The sequence below is a fragment of the Acinetobacter silvestris genome (assembly GCF_002135235.1).
Lineage (GTDB): Bacteria > Pseudomonadota > Gammaproteobacteria > Pseudomonadales > Moraxellaceae > Acinetobacter > Acinetobacter silvestris.
On sequence record NZ_NEGB01000003.1, the window covers coordinates 246,569 to 262,701 of the forward strand.

15 protein-coding genes and 3 tRNA genes are annotated in these 16,133 nt (G+C 37.5%); 14 read left to right on the forward strand and 4 right to left on the reverse strand.

The window, feature by feature from the left end:
* Positions 1 to 21: 21 nt before the first annotated feature.
* From B9T28_RS07360 to B9T28_RS07395, 8 genes are all read left to right on the forward strand, one after another.
* Entirely contained in the window at positions 22 to 1,026 is a 1,005-nt protein-coding gene (locus B9T28_RS07360; RefSeq protein ID WP_086203348.1) for a quinone-dependent dihydroorotate dehydrogenase, read from the forward strand.
* Between the two features lie 2 nt (positions 1,027 to 1,028).
* The gene (locus tag B9T28_RS07365; RefSeq protein WP_086203349.1) at positions 1,029 to 1,613 is read left to right on the forward strand and encodes a CvpA family protein; all 585 of its coding nucleotides are present in this window, start codon (positions 1,029 to 1,031) and stop codon (positions 1,611 to 1,613) included.
* 24 nt (positions 1,614 to 1,637) lie between these two features.
* Complete coding sequence (purF, locus tag B9T28_RS07370) at positions 1,638 to 3,179, forward strand: amidophosphoribosyltransferase (RefSeq protein WP_086203350.1); 1,542 nt, start codon at positions 1,638 to 1,640, stop codon at positions 3,177 to 3,179.
* Positions 3,180 to 3,332: 153 nt separating this feature from the next.
* Positions 3,333 to 5,219 carry a M48 family metalloprotease gene (locus B9T28_RS07375; protein WP_086203435.1) on the forward strand — a complete coding sequence of 629 codons (1,887 nt, stop codon included), beginning with the start codon at positions 3,333 to 3,335 and terminating at the stop codon, positions 5,217 to 5,219.
* A 111-nt stretch (positions 5,220 to 5,330) separates the two neighbouring features.
* The gene (locus B9T28_RS07380) at positions 5,331 to 6,032 is read left to right on the forward strand and encodes a hypothetical protein (protein WP_086203351.1); all 702 of its coding nucleotides are present in this window, start codon (positions 5,331 to 5,333) and stop codon (positions 6,030 to 6,032) included.
* A gap of 47 nt (positions 6,033 to 6,079) precedes the next feature.
* Entirely contained in the window at positions 6,080 to 7,048 is a 969-nt protein-coding gene (locus tag B9T28_RS07385; RefSeq protein ID WP_086203352.1) for a 2-hydroxyacid dehydrogenase, read from the forward strand.
* Positions 7,049 to 7,127: 79 nt separating this feature from the next.
* Positions 7,128 to 8,567 carry a M48 family metalloprotease gene (locus tag B9T28_RS07390; RefSeq protein ID WP_086203353.1) on the forward strand — a complete coding sequence of 480 codons (1,440 nt, stop codon included), beginning with the start codon at positions 7,128 to 7,130 and terminating at the stop codon, positions 8,565 to 8,567.
* Between the two features lie 402 nt (positions 8,568 to 8,969).
* Complete coding sequence (locus tag B9T28_RS07395) at positions 8,970 to 9,332, forward strand: hypothetical protein (protein WP_086203354.1); 363 nt, start codon at positions 8,970 to 8,972, stop codon at positions 9,330 to 9,332.
* Positions 9,333 to 9,482: 150 nt separating this feature from the next.
* On the opposite strand, the gene B9T28_RS07400 is transcribed toward B9T28_RS07395, so the two are convergent.
* Together B9T28_RS07400 and rpsU are read right to left on the reverse strand one after the other, a co-directional pair.
* Positions 9,483 to 9,929 carry a GatB/YqeY domain-containing protein gene (locus B9T28_RS07400; protein WP_086203355.1) on the reverse strand — a complete coding sequence of 149 codons (447 nt, stop codon included), beginning with the start codon at positions 9,927 to 9,929 and terminating at the stop codon, positions 9,483 to 9,485.
* Positions 9,930 to 9,965: 36 nt separating this feature from the next.
* A complete protein-coding gene (rpsU, locus tag B9T28_RS07405) occupies positions 9,966 to 10,181 on the reverse strand; it encodes a 30S ribosomal protein S21 (protein ID WP_001136722.1) in 216 nt (71 codons plus the stop codon).
* A 145-nt stretch (positions 10,182 to 10,326) separates the two neighbouring features.
* Here rpsU and tsaD point away from each other — a divergent pair, with 145 nt between their 5' ends.
* The gene (gene tsaD / locus B9T28_RS07410) at positions 10,327 to 11,343 is read left to right on the forward strand and encodes a tRNA (adenosine(37)-N6)-threonylcarbamoyltransferase complex transferase subunit TsaD (protein WP_086203356.1); all 1,017 of its coding nucleotides are present in this window, start codon (positions 10,327 to 10,329) and stop codon (positions 11,341 to 11,343) included.
* Positions 11,344 to 11,501: 158 nt separating this feature from the next.
* Here tsaD and B9T28_RS07415 read toward each other — a convergent pair whose 3' ends face one another.
* Positions 11,502 to 12,068 (reverse strand): DUF4385 domain-containing protein, encoded by a 567-nt coding sequence (locus B9T28_RS07415; protein WP_086203357.1) that lies wholly within the window; start codon positions 12,066 to 12,068, stop codon positions 11,502 to 11,504.
* A 269-nt stretch (positions 12,069 to 12,337) separates the two neighbouring features.
* Positions 12,338 to 13,210 carry an ATP-binding protein gene (locus tag B9T28_RS07420; protein ID WP_086203358.1) on the reverse strand — a complete coding sequence of 291 codons (873 nt, stop codon included), beginning with the start codon at positions 13,208 to 13,210 and terminating at the stop codon, positions 12,338 to 12,340.
* A 191-nt stretch (positions 13,211 to 13,401) separates the two neighbouring features.
* Between B9T28_RS07420 and B9T28_RS07425 the strand changes: the two genes are divergently transcribed.
* From B9T28_RS07425 to B9T28_RS07445, 5 genes are all read left to right on the forward strand, one after another.
* The gene (locus B9T28_RS07425; RefSeq protein ID WP_434057121.1) at positions 13,402 to 14,907 is read left to right on the forward strand and encodes a DUF3336 domain-containing protein; all 1,506 of its coding nucleotides are present in this window, start codon (positions 13,402 to 13,404) and stop codon (positions 14,905 to 14,907) included.
* Positions 14,900 to 15,697 carry a protein kinase domain-containing protein gene (locus tag B9T28_RS07430; protein ID WP_086203359.1) on the forward strand — a complete coding sequence of 266 codons (798 nt, stop codon included), beginning with the start codon at positions 14,900 to 14,902 and terminating at the stop codon, positions 15,695 to 15,697. Before B9T28_RS07425 ends, B9T28_RS07430 begins: the two co-directional genes overlap by 8 nt.
* A gap of 107 nt (positions 15,698 to 15,804) precedes the next feature.
* Positions 15,805 to 15,889: transfer RNA gene (locus tag B9T28_RS07435), tRNA-Leu, on the forward strand.
* Positions 15,890 to 15,932: 43 nt separating this feature from the next.
* A tRNA-Trp gene (locus B9T28_RS07440) sits at positions 15,933 to 16,006 on the forward strand.
* Between the two features lie 37 nt (positions 16,007 to 16,043).
* A tRNA-Leu gene (locus tag B9T28_RS07445) sits at positions 16,044 to 16,128 on the forward strand.
* Positions 16,129 to 16,133: the final 5 nt, after the last annotated feature.

The following is a 16,133-nucleotide window of genomic DNA, read 5'->3' on the forward strand; positions in this document are numbered from 1 at the left end:
AAGCTGTAGACTTTTATAGATATGTTGTATTCACTTGCTCGCCCTTTGTTGTTTTCTTTGGCACCAGAGCGTGCACATGAACTGACATTATCATTACTTAAATCTTCCCATAAAATGGGTGTAATGCGTCAAGTTGTGGCAGCAAAACCGATCACGTGTATGGGTATTGAGTTTCCAAATCCTGTGGGCTTAGCCGCGGGATTGGATAAGAATGGTGCTTATATTGATGCTTTAGCCGGTTTAGGTTTTGGCTTTATTGAGATTGGTACCATTACACCTCGTCCCCAAGCGGGGAATCCTAAACCGCGTTTATTCCGTATTCCACAAGCCAAAGCGATTATTAATCGTATGGGTTTTAATAATGACGGCGTAGATCAATTGATAGAAAACGTCAAAGCTGCGAAATTCAAAGGCATTTTAGGCATTAATATTGGTAAAAATGCAGATACTGCGGTAGAAGATGCCGTTGCTGATTATTTAATTTGCCTTGAAAAAGTTTATAATTACGCGTCATACATCACTGTAAATATCTCCTCTCCAAATACTAAAAATTTACGTAGTTTACAAAGTGGTGATGCGTTAACAGAATTACTGGAAACACTGAAAAAACGTCAATTGGAATTGGCTGAAGAACATCAGCATTATGTGCCTTTAGTACTGAAAGTTGCCCCAGATTTAACGCAATCAGATATTGAATTTATTGCATCGCAATTGCTTGAATTTAAAATTGATGGTTTGATTGTGACCAATACTACTTTGTCTCGTGAAGGAGTCGAAGGGCTACCATTTGGTGATGAAGCTGGTGGTTTATCTGGCGCGCCAGTTTTTGAAAAAAGTACAGCATGTTTAGCTGAATTTTCTAAGTTACTCAAAGATCAAATTCCTTTAATTGGTGTTGGTGGAATTTTAACGGGTGAGCAAGCTGTCGCTAAGCAGCAAGCAGGTGCAAGTTTGGTACAGATTTATAGCGGCATGATTTATACAGGCCCAAGCCTGATTAAAGATTGTGTGCATGCTATGATTTGATCATGAATACCATAGATATTATCTTACTGATTATATTGCTTATTGGAGGGCTGAACGGTTTGCGACAAGGATTCGTTAAGGCCTTTGCGAACTTGGTAGGCTGGATTTTTGCACTGATTGTCGGCGCAAAATATGCCAATATTATCGCACCTTTAATGTCATCACTCAGTCAAGATCCTGTGGTGCAAAAAATTGCTGCTTTTGCATTTATTGTCTTAATTATTATTGTTCTCACTTGGCTTGTTACGGCTTTTTTAAATGGTCTTTTAAAGACACTAAAGCTAGGCCCTTTAAACCGCTTAGCGGGTGGTGCCTTTGGAACCCTGAAAGGTCTAATGATTGTTTTGGTGACAATGCAAGGGTTAAGCCCTTGGGTGGAGAGTTCACCGCATTGGAAACAATCCAAGCTCATACAAGTTTTATTGCCTTTTGCACCATTAGCAACGGAACTTTCCAAAGATGCAGCCAATCATGCATTGAGTGAAATGAAATCCGAAGATCCTCTTGAATCTAAACATGTAGATAAAGAAACTGATTCTGTTAATAAAGAACAGTCTTCTCATTCTACCAAAAACCCTTTTTATTAATCCTAGCTAGTCTGCGAGGTAGTTATGTGTGGAGTCGTTGGTATAGCCGGTAAAGCGCCTGTTAACCAAATGTTATTTGATGCGTTAACGATGTTACAACATCGTGGACAAGATGCAGCTGGGATCGTGACTTGCCATAATGGTCGTCTTTTTTTAAGAAAAGACAATGGTATGGTCCGTGATGTATTTCATACACGTCACATGCGTGCATTATTAGGTAACTATGGTATTGGCCACGTGCGTTATCCTACAGCGGGTTCGTCGAGCAGTGCTGAAGCGCAACCTTTTTATGTAAACTCTCCGTATGGGATTACATTGGCGCATAATGGTAATTTAACCAATGCTGCTGAAATTCATGATGATTTATTCAAAACTGACTTACGTCATATGAATACTGATTCAGACTCAGAAGTTTTGTTAAATGTCTTTGCGCATGAGCTACAAAAGTCAGCATCACTTGAGCCTACGCCAGCAGATATTTTTCATACCGTAAAGCGTGTCCATGAGCGTTGTAAAGGTGCTTACGGTGTGGTTGCAATGATCACAGGACACGGAATTGTGGGATTCCGCGATCCAAATGGTATTCGTCCACTGATCTATGGTTCACGTTTAACTGAATCTGGTGAGAAAGAATATATTATTGCGTCTGAATCTGTTGCAATTACGGCATTGGGATTTAAAGTTGAGCGCGATATTGAGCCTGGAGAAGCGGTTTTTATTAACGCTAAAGGCGAATTATTTGCGCAACAATGTGCAGAAAATCCGCAATATCGTCCATGTATTTTTGAATATGTGTATTTTGCACGTCCAGATGCAACGATTGATGGTATTTCTGTTTATAAAGCCCGTTTAAAAATGGGTGAAAAATTAGCGTATAGTATTTTACGTGAATGGGGTGAAGACCATGATGTCGATGTGGTCATTCCAATTCCAGATACCAGTCGTACTTCGGCAGTAGAGTTGGCCAGTATTTTAGGGGTGAAGTTCCGCGAAGGTTTTATGAAAAACCGTTATATCGGACGTACCTTTATTATGCCTGGTCAACAACAGCGTGAAAAATCTGTGCGTCAAAAGCTCAATCCTGTTGAGCTTGAATTCAAAGATAAAAACGTTTTATTGGTCGATGATTCAATTGTTCGCGGCACCACCTGTAATGAAATTATTCAAATGGCGCGTGATGCTGGTGCCAAAAAAGTTTATTTCGCATCTGCTGCACCTATGGTGAAATATCCAAACGTGTATGGTATTGATATGCCAGTTAAAGATGAATTGATTGCTTCTAACCGTAGTGTGGAAGAAATTGAGAAAATCATTGGTGCAGACCGTTTAATTTTCCAAAATTTGGAAGATTTAAAAGATGCTGTACGCACCAGTAAAGTACCAGCTGTAACTGAATTTGATTGTTCAGTATTTGATGGTCAATACGTAACTGGCGACATTGATGATGCTTATCTGGATAAACTGGAGCAAAATCGAAATGATTCTGCTAAGAAACAGAAAGACGGTTATATTGATGTCAATATTGATGCTGCTTCAGTCGATTTAAGCGGTATCAAAGAAATGTAATTGTAGTTTGAATAAACAATTAAAAAAGCGGGTATTTCCCGCTTTTTTAATTTAAGATAAATGGGTCTGCTGGAACATTCATTCTTGTATTTTTTTTTCACATCATGGGATGAATGATCATGCGCCAGAAGCAATGTAATGGGGAATTTTACATTGAAAGAAGTCAGTTATTATTTCATTAAAAACAAAAATATGCTGTGGTCTGCAAGTATTTGTTTGCTTGCGGTTATTTTAACCATTTTTATTTTAAATGCTATTTTGGGTTTATTGGTTTATTACCTTGATCCTACTCAATCCATTTTCTGGAATTTTTTAAGCCCTTATTTGGTTTGTCTATTACTTTTGGTCATGGGCGGCTCTATTGCCTATGAATTTTATGTTTTTCGTTCAGGTGGTCATTCACTGGCGAAGCAACTCAATGCAAGACGTTTAAGTCTTGTTGAAAGCACACCAGAAGAAAGCATCGCTTTAAGATTGACGGATAAACTTGCAGTCAGTTTTGGTATAGATTTACCAGCAGTGTATGTTTTGCCCGATGAAGTGGGGGTTAATGCGCTGACGGCAGGTTATCATCCTAAAGATACTGTTATTATTTTAACATGGGGTGCATTACAGAATCTTGATGAGCTTGAACTTTATGGTTTATTGGGGCATGAGTTTAATCAAATTTTATCGGGCGAGGCGAATGAAAATACGCGCTTAAAAATTTTGTATAGTGGCTTAACCACATTTAGCCAGTGGGGCAGTAAAATTGCAAAGCAGGGATTTAATCGCTATAGAGAGACGCGACATAAGTTTGAAACCAGTTTTGTCGCAGTCGGTGGGGTAATTTGGTTAATTGGAAGTATGGGGATTCTGATTACTCGCTTAATTAAATATTTTACCTTGGGTGGGCGTACTTTTTATAATGATCATAAGACTAAACGTCTATTGCTAAATAATGCCAATATTCAAACGTTATTAAGAATTTATGTACATCATGCCGGTTCACAAATTCATAGTGAGTATTCCGAAGCGATTGCACATATGTGTTTTGCAAATTCACTTAGCCCACAAAGTTGGTTGAACATCCATCCAAGCATTGAAGATCGTATTTATGAACTTAATCCAACACTTTTACAAGATTTACAGTTAGAAAATTTAAAAAAATTAAAAAGTCAGCCGTTATTTAGTTTGCTACGTCCATTAGAGGAGATTAATGCTGAGGTTTATAATCCGTGGGTTTCTCCACAACCATTGCCTTTGCTACGTTTGTCACCGATTAGTTTTGCTTTAAATGATGCAATCAAACCGCTTAATCCAGAAGTTAGACAGCATTCAGAACGTCCAGAGCTGATTCAGCGTGCTATGCAAACAGCAACGGGTTCGCGTGAGGTGATGGTTGCGATTCTTATGATTCGTCAATATCGCGAGTTTATTCCCTCTGGTGCTGAAGTCAGTCGAGCGATTGTGGACTCATTGCTGCATTTAGATGGTCGTATTCATATTCAAATTTTTCATGATGCATGTGCAAATTTAGGCAATATGCCTGCGACGAGCGCACGTCAATTTATTACTAAACTGGCTAAAATTATTCAAGAAGATGGTGAAATTGGGCTTTTGGATGCGTTATTGATTGAGCGAGTAAAATTTGAGTTAAATCTTTTACCCATGCACACACCATCATCATTAGAAATTGTAAAGCCGCAAATTGTTCGGTTGATTGATGCATTGTTACATGTACAACAAATTAATAGTGCAAATCAACTAGATGTACGCTATCAAATTTTAGAGCGCGTATTAAATAAAGAAGAGTTGGAGTTATTTGAGGAAATTTCTGATGAGCCGATTGATTTGGGTGAAATTGTCAATGATATTGCGGGGCTATTACTCAGAGATCGGTTAAGTATTTTAGGTGTTGCTGAAATTTGCTTATGGAATGATCGAATCATTACTCAGGATGAATTGGATGTTTTGGAGTTGTTGTATTGGCGCTTAGGTTTTGAAACCAATGAGATGATTGAGCTGATGCAAAAGAAAAATAGCATTATGATTGTTTGATGTGAATCTTTATAGCTATAAATATTTGCTGATGTCATTTTTTCATTAGTATAAAACACAGTAAATACTTTAAAAATTCGTTAAAATGCTGCTCAGAGAAATGATGACTAGATGGCGATGAATGTAAATAGGGTTGAACATCAGCGGAGTGTTTTGGCTGCTTTAGGTATTGATATTTGGATGCCGAAGAGTGGTGTGCAAGCTAGAAGCTATCAGAATACCTTATACCGCGATGTTGTAATGCCTGAAGCTTTACCTGTTGTAGTTGTGCCTGAAATTAATTTTCAAGCAGCAATACCACTCGCCACAATGCCGGATCAACAGGTCATGCGGCAAGCTGACGTGACTATACTACGTGTAGATGAGAATTCACAGCCTTCAAATACCATTCGGCCATTACAAAATATTAAAGAAACTGCCAAAGAATTAAAAAATGATATAGAGCTTTCTACATTATTAAAAATTGATGCATTTGAATTGCAGGCCTATTGCTTAGAGCATTGTGTGTTGGTGATTAATGCAACACAGCTCAGTGCTGAGCAATTACAACTATGGCGCAATATACGGACAGCTAAAATAGGCACATATGCGGAATTGAAATGGCCATTTCCTTTACTGCAATTTCAAGATGCTCGTGGCGCATATCTATATATACAAGGTTTTTTGGATGCTTTAACGCAAGATAAACAAGTACTGGGTCTGGGTGAAATTCCGCATTGGCATAATCAAAAAATCATAGCATTAGCGAGTTTACAAGACATGCTAGATCAACCCATATTAAAAAAACGATTATGGCAATTTATGCAAAATTAGGGTATTAAATTTAAGTTATTAAAATAATAGAGTTAAATGGATCTGTCATGCGTAAAAAAGTTGTGGTATTTAGTCAAATTGATTCGGAAATATTAAGTCGCTTACAAGCTCAATATGAAGTGGTGCAGATTAGTCCTAAGTTGGGTGATGTAAATACGCAAATTCAAACTGCTGTACAAGATGCGGATGGCATGATTGGTGCAGGTCGACTGTTAAATGCATCTAATTTGTCAGCGGCTAAACAACTAAAAATAATTTCATCTGTGAGTGTTGGTTATGATAATTATGATGTGAATTATCTTAATTCACATCATATTTGGCTTGCGCATACACCACATGTACTCACTGAGACTACGGCAGATTTGGCTTTTACTTTGTTGATGAGTGCTGCCCGCCAAGTACCTGCATTAGATCAATGGACTAAGCAAGGTGAGTGGAAACGGACGGTTGGCGAAGCGCAATTTGGTCAAGGTATTTTTGGAAAAACGCTCGGTATTATTGGTTTAGGAAATATTGGTACTGCAATTGCACGACGTGGTTTTCACGGTTTTAATATGAATATTTTGTATCATAATCGACATGAAAAATTAGAGTTGGCTCAAGCTTTAAGTGCACAGTATCGAAGTTTAAATGAGCTGTTACAACAGTCTGATTTTGTGGTGGTTGCAGTCGATTTAAATGATGACTCTAAAGAGTTGATTGGTGTAGAAGAGTTTGCACAAATGCAAAAGCATGCAGTTTTTGTCAATATTGCTCGTGGTTCGGTAATCAATGAGCAGGCGTTAATTGATACATTAAAAAATAATCAAATTTTTGCAGCAGGTTTGGATGTTTATAAGAAAGAGCCATTACAAGTTTCTGAGTTATTTGATTTAAATAATGTTGTGACTTTGCCACATATAGGCTCAGCAACGGCTGAAACACGTCAACAAATGGCTGAACTTGCATATCGGAATTTGGTTGATGTGTTGGAAGGGAGAACACCCCGTTATTTGGTAAATCCACAGTTTAGTTAAAACAACATAACACTTCATTGCAAATGTGTTCAAAATTCAATGTTATAGTTGATTGGTCGAATACTTTTGAGTTCATGCTTTGAAAAAAACTTTACTTGCCTTGGGTCTAAGTTTGAGTGCAGTCATAAGTTCTGCGGATGATTTTAGTTCGGTTAAAGTGCCACAGTTTGACGTACCTGAAATAGGCGGTGGAGTTGGTTTAATTGATCAACAAAAAGAAAAAATGATTGGAGAAAAAGTTTTTCGTGAAGTCCATCATCAGTTTTCGACGATTCAAGATCCATGGTTAGAAGATCAGTTTATGTTGGTTTTCACGCGGATTCTGAGTCAGACTCAGCTTGGGCAACCGATTGGTCTTATTGTGGTTAAAGATCCTCAGATCAATGCTTTTGCTGTACCAGGCGGTTTATTCGCACTAAATAGCGGTATGGTGACTTCGTCAAAAAGTATGGATGAAGTGGCGGGAGTGATGGCACATGAGATTGCGCACGTAGCTCAACGGCATTACAGTCGTTCACAAGAAGCATTTAAAGGGCAGGGTTTATTGGCACTTGCAGGCATTGTTGTAGGAGCAGTACTTGCTTCTAAGGCCGATGGTGAATTGGGTGGTGCAATGATGCTCGGTACCCAAGCAGCATTGCTAGATCGTCAGTTGAGTTATAGCCGGAATCAAGAGCGTGAAGCAGATCGTATTGGGATGCAGTTTATGTATAGCTCAGGTTATAACCCTGAAAGTATGGCAGATTTTTTTGAAACTATGAATCGTGCAACCAGTCGGCTCAGTTTTTTGCCCGATTTTTGGTTAACTCATCCATTAACCACGGAACGCATGAGCGAAGCGAGATTAAGAGCTAATCAATTTCCGCATGTACCTTTGAGTAATAATCAGCAAGAATTTGAAATTATTAAATGGTATACCAGTGTTATTTCAGATCAAGCCAATGAACAGCAATTAAAAATACTGGCTCAGCAAAAAAAATATGCTGGTTTAGTCGCTTTAAGTGCATTTTATTTAAGACAGGGCGATTTTGTTCAAGCACAGCAACAGCTTGATTATGCAAAGCAGATGAATAACGAGCATAATTTAGTGAGTTTGATTCAAGCAGATATTTATTTAGGCCAAAATAAAGTTGATGATGCATATCAATCTATAATTAATAAACAAAGAACAATGCCTGAAAATAGAGCACTGGCATATAAATTAGTTGAAATTTATATTCGTCAGAACAAACCAAAAGATGCTGAAAAAATGGTTAACCGCTTTATTAATAAAAATAATCGTGATGTTTCAGGCTGGTTGTTATTACAACAAGCTGCAAATTTAGAAAAAGAAAATCCGATGCGAACTATAAATGTGCTTCGAAATCGTGCTGAAGCTCAATATTGGTCTGGTGATGAGGAAAATGCAATTAAATCATTATTACATGCTCAACGTTTAGCAAAAGGCAATAATGCGATGACTGCTAAAGTTGATGCACGTTTAAAAACAATGCAGGATGAGCGTAAATTAAAAATATAAATTTGATTGAGCGATGAATCATGAAGATATTCTTATTTATATTGATGTTAGGCTTAAATCCATCAATAATTTTACACAAGAAGTGGGGGGAGATATCTGATGAGTTAAATGCTTTATTCAACCAAATGAATGAACGGTATGGCCTGCAATTTGAAATAAGAGTGAATTAAGTAATTGGAGAGCGTTTAATTGGTACTGAAATTAAAAATGATAATCGAGAAAAATCTATAACAAAAATAACTTATATGCAATATTTTAAAATTGTTGAAAATTTAAAATTTGGCTGTCAATATTACTCATGATTAAGCAATAAGATTATTGGGAAATAAAAATTAACTATCTATTTTTCTTGGAAAAAGATAATCTTATTCATAAATTTATAGATAAAACTTTTTACATTATATGAAAAAATTTATAATGGCTTTAGTTGTAATGTTGGGTTCTGCTCAAGCATTTTCAGCTAATGTGCCTGAGCGCTATGTTCGTGATATTGAAAAAATTTCTGCGCAATATAATACAGATATGAAAATTTTTTTGAAGAGTTTAAGTCCGCAACTTAAGCAATTTAATCCACAGCAACAAACGCAATTTTGTGGAATTGTTAAACAGTATGTTGACGATATGTATAAAACGACTGATCAGAATAGAGAATATTTACCACTTTCTTATACGTCTCTAACAAAGCTGGATGTAATAAATAAAGTCATGGCATCGCCAGAGATGCAAATTTTAAAGCAATATAATATTCAGTGTGATTTGAAATAATTATTAAATGATTAGTTATTTGAAATAAAGCAGGGTTTTGCAAAACATTTGAATAAAAATATAGAATGGAAAAATCTGGGCTATTTAATCAATTATTTTAGGATTAAATAGTCCAAATCAAACAAAAATTATAAAGATGAATGGCTGGGATTATGCAAGTTTTGCTTTAATTTTTGCAGAAACCTGTGCAGGATCGGCACGCCCGGCTATGATCGGACGTAGAGAATTCATCACCTTACCCATATCTTTCATGCTAGTAGCTTCTTGCGCAAGAATAGTTTGCGCAATGATTGAATCAAGTTCTTCCTCAGTCATAGCTGCTGGTAGAAATTGAGAGATAATCTCAACTTCGGCTTGTTCCTTACTAGCTAAGTCTTGTCGATTAGCACCTTCGAAGGCTTTAATCGATTCTTTACGTTGTTTGATTTGCTTTTCAATGACCGCAAGAACTCGACTATCATCAAGCTCTACGCGTTCATCGATTTCAATTTGCTTAATTGCTGCTTGTAGACCACGTAGAACCATTACTGTTGCCATATCTTTGGCACGCATAGAAATTTTCAATGCATCAGTAATTTGGGTTTTTAAAGTCGTCATATTTTATCCAAGCAGTTAATTAGTCACAAATTAATTTTAGTAAAGGCGAGTAGTACGTACAGATTCACGCGCCAATTTCTTTTGGTAGCGTTTAACTGCAGCAGCTTTTTTGCGTTTACGTTCTTGAGTTGGTTTTTCATAGAATTCGCGTTTACGAACATCAGCTAAAACACCCGCTTTTTCGCATGAACGTTTGAAACGACGGATAGCTACGTCTACTGGTTCGCCTTCTTTCAATTTAACTTGTGGCATGAAGAATCCTCATTAAGTTATGGATAAGATCTAGGCTGGATTGCCCAAGATCGCAAGTGAAGGACAGTATTTTACTCATTTACATCTCATACCACAAGTCTATAATAGCTTTGGCAAAATTTAGATACAGGCAATAGGTAGTTTAATGATCGTTCTTGGCTTGGAAACTTCCTGTGATGAAACAGGTTTAGCACTTTATGACAGTGAAGTCGGCTTAAGAGGACAAGTACTTTATAGTCAGATTAAACTACATGCAGAATATGGTGGCGTGGTGCCTGAACTGGCCTCCCGTGACCATGTTCGTAAGCTTGTGCCTTTAATTAATCAACTGCTTGAAGAAAGTAATATTCAAAAATCACAGATTGATGCGATTGCGTATACGCGTGGCCCGGGTTTAATGGGTGCGTTGATGACGGGTGCATTGTTTGGGCGGACTTTGGCTTTTGCTTTAAATAAACCTGCTATTGGTGTACATCACATGGAAGGGCACATGCTTGCCCCTTTGTTATCTAAAACACCACCAGAATTCCCATTTGTCGCTTTATTGGTCTCGGGTGGACATACCCAGCTCATGGCAGCGCATGGTATTGGTCAATATGAACTGCTTGGCGAGTCGATAGATGATGCGGCAGGTGAGGCTTTTGATAAAGTTGCAAAAATGATGGGCTTGGCTTATCCAGGTGGGCCAAATATTGCTAAATTAGCCTTACAAGGTAGTGCAACTGCTTTTGATTTTCCACGTCCAATGTTACATCAAGGTTTAGATTTCTCTTTTAGTGGTTTAAAAACATCGGTTTCAAATCAGTTAAAAAAAGTGGAAGGTCAAGGCCGAGAAGCAGACATTGCTGCCTCTTTTCAAGAAGCTTTGGTAGATACTTTGGTGAAAAAATCGGTTAAAGCTTTGAAGCAAACGGGTTTAAAGCGTTTGGTGATTGCAGGTGGTGTCAGTGCCAACTCACGTTTGCGTGAGCGTTTAGAAGCCGATTTAGCGAAAATTAAAGCGACGGTTTACTATGCAGAACCTGCATTATGTACTGATAACGGTGCCATGATTGCTTTTGCTGGTTATCAGCGTTTAAAAGCGGGTCAACACGATGGGTTATCGGTAACGACGACACCGCGCTGGCCGATGACGGAATTGACCAATCCTGAACAGGGGTAAATATTGAGATTTTGAAAAGAGGTGAAAGCCTCTTTTTTTATCTTCATTTATCTAAATATAAATGCTTTTAAGTCGCGTATTGTTAAAAAGAAACTTGAAACAATAAAAAGAGCAATTTCTCAATCAGAAATTACTCTTTTTATGATGAACTTAATAAATTAGTCTTGACGAATCAACACATTGAATTGTTCTTTAAGCTCAATATATTTTGGATTTAATTTTGCTTGATCGCTTTTATCTTTAAAAATTTTCGCCACAGTCACTTTGACTTCATCCGCATGGCTGCGTGGCTGTTTTTCAGTTGTTATAGCGTCATTGGGTAACACTTTAATCTTGGGAGTCACACCTTTATTTTTTCGGCCAGTTTTAAGCGTGCCTTTTTTATGATTTGCATAACGACGTGCACGAGTATAACCCATAAGCAAAAACTTTCTTGCCATGTCTGCGCCAACAAAATCATTTTTCTCTAAATATTCTAAGAATAATGCAAAGATTTTTGTACTACTTTCAGTAGCTTGTACTTCATCTTCAAATTGCCAAAAGGGTAAAATCTCAGACTTATACGGTTCAACCAATAAAACACCTTCCTCACCACGACCAATGCGATATAACTTCGGACGCTTTCTAAAATTAATATTTTCAAAGTCGAGTGAAAAGTCAAAACTGCGTGAAAATGGTTTAGCAGCAGACTGAAGCGTTAATGAAACTTGTTCATTATCGGTCATGGGGTATTCCTTAAAATGTGTAATTTCTCTGAATAATGAACACTATTCATAGAGAGTTTAGATAGTGTTTAAACATTGTGATCGGTCAAAAATGCAATGTATATAACCACAGCTTTTTATATCGCTAAATAAAAGGATTCAATGTTTTGAGAGAGAAGATATTAAACAATCAATAATCTAGAGTTTTTTGCAAATAAGAACGACTGAAATAACAATCTAAAATGATTGTACACTTGAATTTAGATTATTATTTCAGAAATCACGAGAAATTAAAAGGCTGCCAATTGTTGCGAACCAATCCAATGTTTAGAAAATTGATAAGCCGCACGTCCAGAACGTTGACCACGTAATTGACACCATCGCAAAGCTTCTGCACGAACATCTTCTGTTAAATTAATATCGTTTTTTGAGAGATAACTTTCGACAATTTCTAAATATAGATTTTGATCCATAGGGTAAAAAGATAACCACAAGCCAAAACGATCCGACAATGAAATTTTCTCTTCAATCGCCTCTTGAGGATGTAATTCTTTATATTGTGGAACATCAACTTTCGTAACAGGCGTATTTTCATGCATAAATTCAGGCAGTAAATGACGACGGTTACTCGTGGCATAAATAATAAAGTTACTTGAACCTGATTGTAATGAACCATCTAGGACGCTTTTTAAGCTGCGATAATTTTCATCTTCCGCATTAAAAGCCAGATCATCACAATAGACAATAAACTTTTCAGGTCGATTGACAATTAATTTTTGAATCTCAGGGAGGTCAGATAAATCATCACGTTCAATTTCAATTAAGCGTAAGCCCGCATGTGCATACTGACTTAAAAGGGCACGGACAATGGATGATTTTCCTGTACCACGTGAACCCGTGAGTAAGACATCATTGGCTGGTAAGCCTTTTAGAAATTGTAATGTGTTTTGAATGATTTTTGCTTTTTGCTTTTCAATGCCTTTTAAGTCATCGAGCTGAAAAACTTTAGGTTGATAAATCGCTTTAAGTTGCTTGTCTTGCCATCTAAAGGCGGGTGCAGAAAAATCGGTTTCTTGTTTAAGTTCAGGCAAAGCTTGCTGTAATTGTTGAAGAACTACAGATAACGATTGAATCAAATGTTCAGGTAAATCTAAAGTCGGCATTATTATTCGCTGAAAATTTTTAATAGCCAGATAGTAGCACTAGAAAAGTGCGCTGTTGTAGCCTGAACTTTAAATTTGATGATAAAAACAGTAAATAATTCGTTTGAGCTATTGATAATCTTAAGGTGATCTCACATATTGGAAAAGCGGATATAAATATTTTGGATTAATATCAAATTAAAGAGGCAGCTATGATTTTAGATACAGTTCGTGATCTTAATCCACATCAGGCATATCGTATAAAAAAACTTAAAAGACAATTAGATAAATCGGAAAGTTATGATGAGTGGAAGTCATTTGCGCTGAAACTTGATGAAGAAAGTGGGGCACAAGAATGGAAGTACGATAATAGCTCCCCTTATTTTGATGCAGAAATTATTTCATACCGCTTAAACTTATTAAAACGTTATCGTCAGCAGCAGCGAACTGCGGATTTGATTTATATATTACGCGAAGGTTTTAGTCATGATGTGGCCAATATTGGGCATCCAATGTTGTTTACCCAAACCTATTTTGGTACCAAAAAGTTAATTGATGATTACATTGAAGAAGTCAGTAATGCATTGGCTTATATCGCTTCAGAAAAATGTGAAAATTTAAGTTTAAAAGATAAGTTAAGTTTTTTAGAAAATTGTCAAAAAGCGTATGGGCAACCAGCACTGATGTTTTCTGGTGGAGCGACATTGGGCTTGTTTCACAGTGGCGTATGTAAGGCTCTGTTAGAGCAAGATTTAATGCCAAAGGTCTTGTCTGGCTCAAGTGCCGGTGCAATTATGACGGGGATGTTGGGGGTTGCAGAGCCAAGTGAAATTCCAAACTTGCTGATGGGAGATCACTTTTATAGTGATGCTTTCCACTTTAGACATATTAAAGAATTGCTGAAGGGGAATGGTGGTTTTGCAGATGTTAAATATCTGAAGAGATTTTTAGTTGAAAACTTGGGTGACGTCACCTTTGCTGAGGCTTTTGAAAAATCGGGTTTGGATATTAATGTAACGGTAGCGCCATACGATGTAGCACAAGAAGATGCACGTATTATGAATAAATATACCTCGCCAGATTTGTTGGTGTGGAGTGCAGTCTTGGCTTCTTGTGCTGTGCCTATTTTATTTCCACCAGTTCGTCTGACCAGTAAGCGCTATGATGGTGTGCATACGCCTTATTTAGCCAATACACGATGGGTTGATGGTAGTGTGCGCAGTGATTTCCCTCAGGAGCGAATGTCTAGGCTCTATAACCTGAATTACACCATTGCCAGTCAGGTCAATCCGCATATTGTGCCATTTATGCAGAATGATGCAGAACGCTTCCGTAAAGACTTACTGAGCTGGCCTGAGCGTATCGTTCGTACTCAAGGAAAATTAGCCGCAATGGGGGCAATGGATTTTACCCGAAACAGAATGGGACGAGTTCCTTCCGTTCGCCGCTTACTGGATCATGGTTACGGCATTGTGGATCAGCGTTACTATGGTGATGTGAATATTGTTGGGAATTATAGTTTGCGACATTATGGTTATATGTTGCAAAATCCTCGTCCGCATTTGTTCAAGTTATTACAAAGAGAAGGCGAGCGAGCAACTTGGCCGAAAATTTCCAGTATTGAAACCCATGCCCGCATAGGTAAAACCATTCAACATTGCTTAGCTGTGTTAAAACACGCGCAAGAGAATTCTGAAACTTCCAATTCAAATGTTTAATCTTGATATTCGTGATCAGTTGCAGTCGGCATGTAATTCACTACACAGCCAAAGTCTTGGTCGTCGGTTGTATCAAATTCAACAAGGTGAAAGTCGATATTGGGTGAAAGCACAACTTTTTGGACTCAACTCGATCAGTGAACAGGCTTTTTTGAATGAGTTGCATGTCTATCAACAACTGGCACGACAAAAAACTAAGATTTTATTGCCCTTTGAAATTGTCGATAGTCAGACATTATTTAACGATGCTGAGCAGTATTTACAGCCCACACTAATAATACAGCACTCAACAATGCTGTTTGAACAATCCTCCATACACTTCAGTCGTGCTGAAGTACTACATCGATTGTTAAAAAGTTTAGATGTGGTGTCTGATTTACATCAAGTCGGTTATTTACATGGTGATTTAAAAGCTGAGCACTTTCGACTGAATGGTAAACAATGTTATTTGATCGATTTTGAGCAAGCTACTCTACTAGATCAATTGAACCCTCATCATTCTGCGACACCACGTTATATGGCGCCTGAATTATTCCATGCCGAAGCAAAATCGATTCAATCGGATATCTATGCTTTGGGGATTATTTGGCTGGAATGGTTAACACAGCAAAGATTGCAAGAAAAAAGCTATATGGATTGGGCTTATTTACATTGCCAGCATTTACAAGTGCAATTACCTGAGCCATTTGAGAGGTTCGAACCTGTTTTGAGTGTCATGTTGCACAAAATAAAAGCGCATAGAGCAGCCAATATTAATGAAATAAAACAAAGATTAAGCGAATTTGTATAAAGATAAAGCAGTAGTGGGAATTTTTGTTTAATATTGAATCAAACGAGAAGTTTTTTTATAAAAAGGCTTGTCATGACCTAATGATCTCTATAATATACACAGCCATTGGGGACGTGGCGAAATTGGTAGACGCACTGGATTTAGGTTCCAGCGCCGCAAGGTGTAAGAGTTCGAGTCTCTTCGTCCCCACCAAGTAACTTAATTAAGTGGTTCTAAAGCTTAGTTAATTTGCAATAGAGGATTGGTGTAATGGTAGCATGACGGTCTCCAAAACCGTTCGTCAAGGTTCGAGTCCTTGATCCTCTGCCAAGTTTTATAAGAAACCACTTAAGTGGTTTTTTTATTCGGGGACGTGGCGAAATTGGTAGACGCACTGGATTTAGGTTCCAGCGCCGCAAGGTGTAAGAGTTCGAGTCTCTTCGTCCCCACCATATAT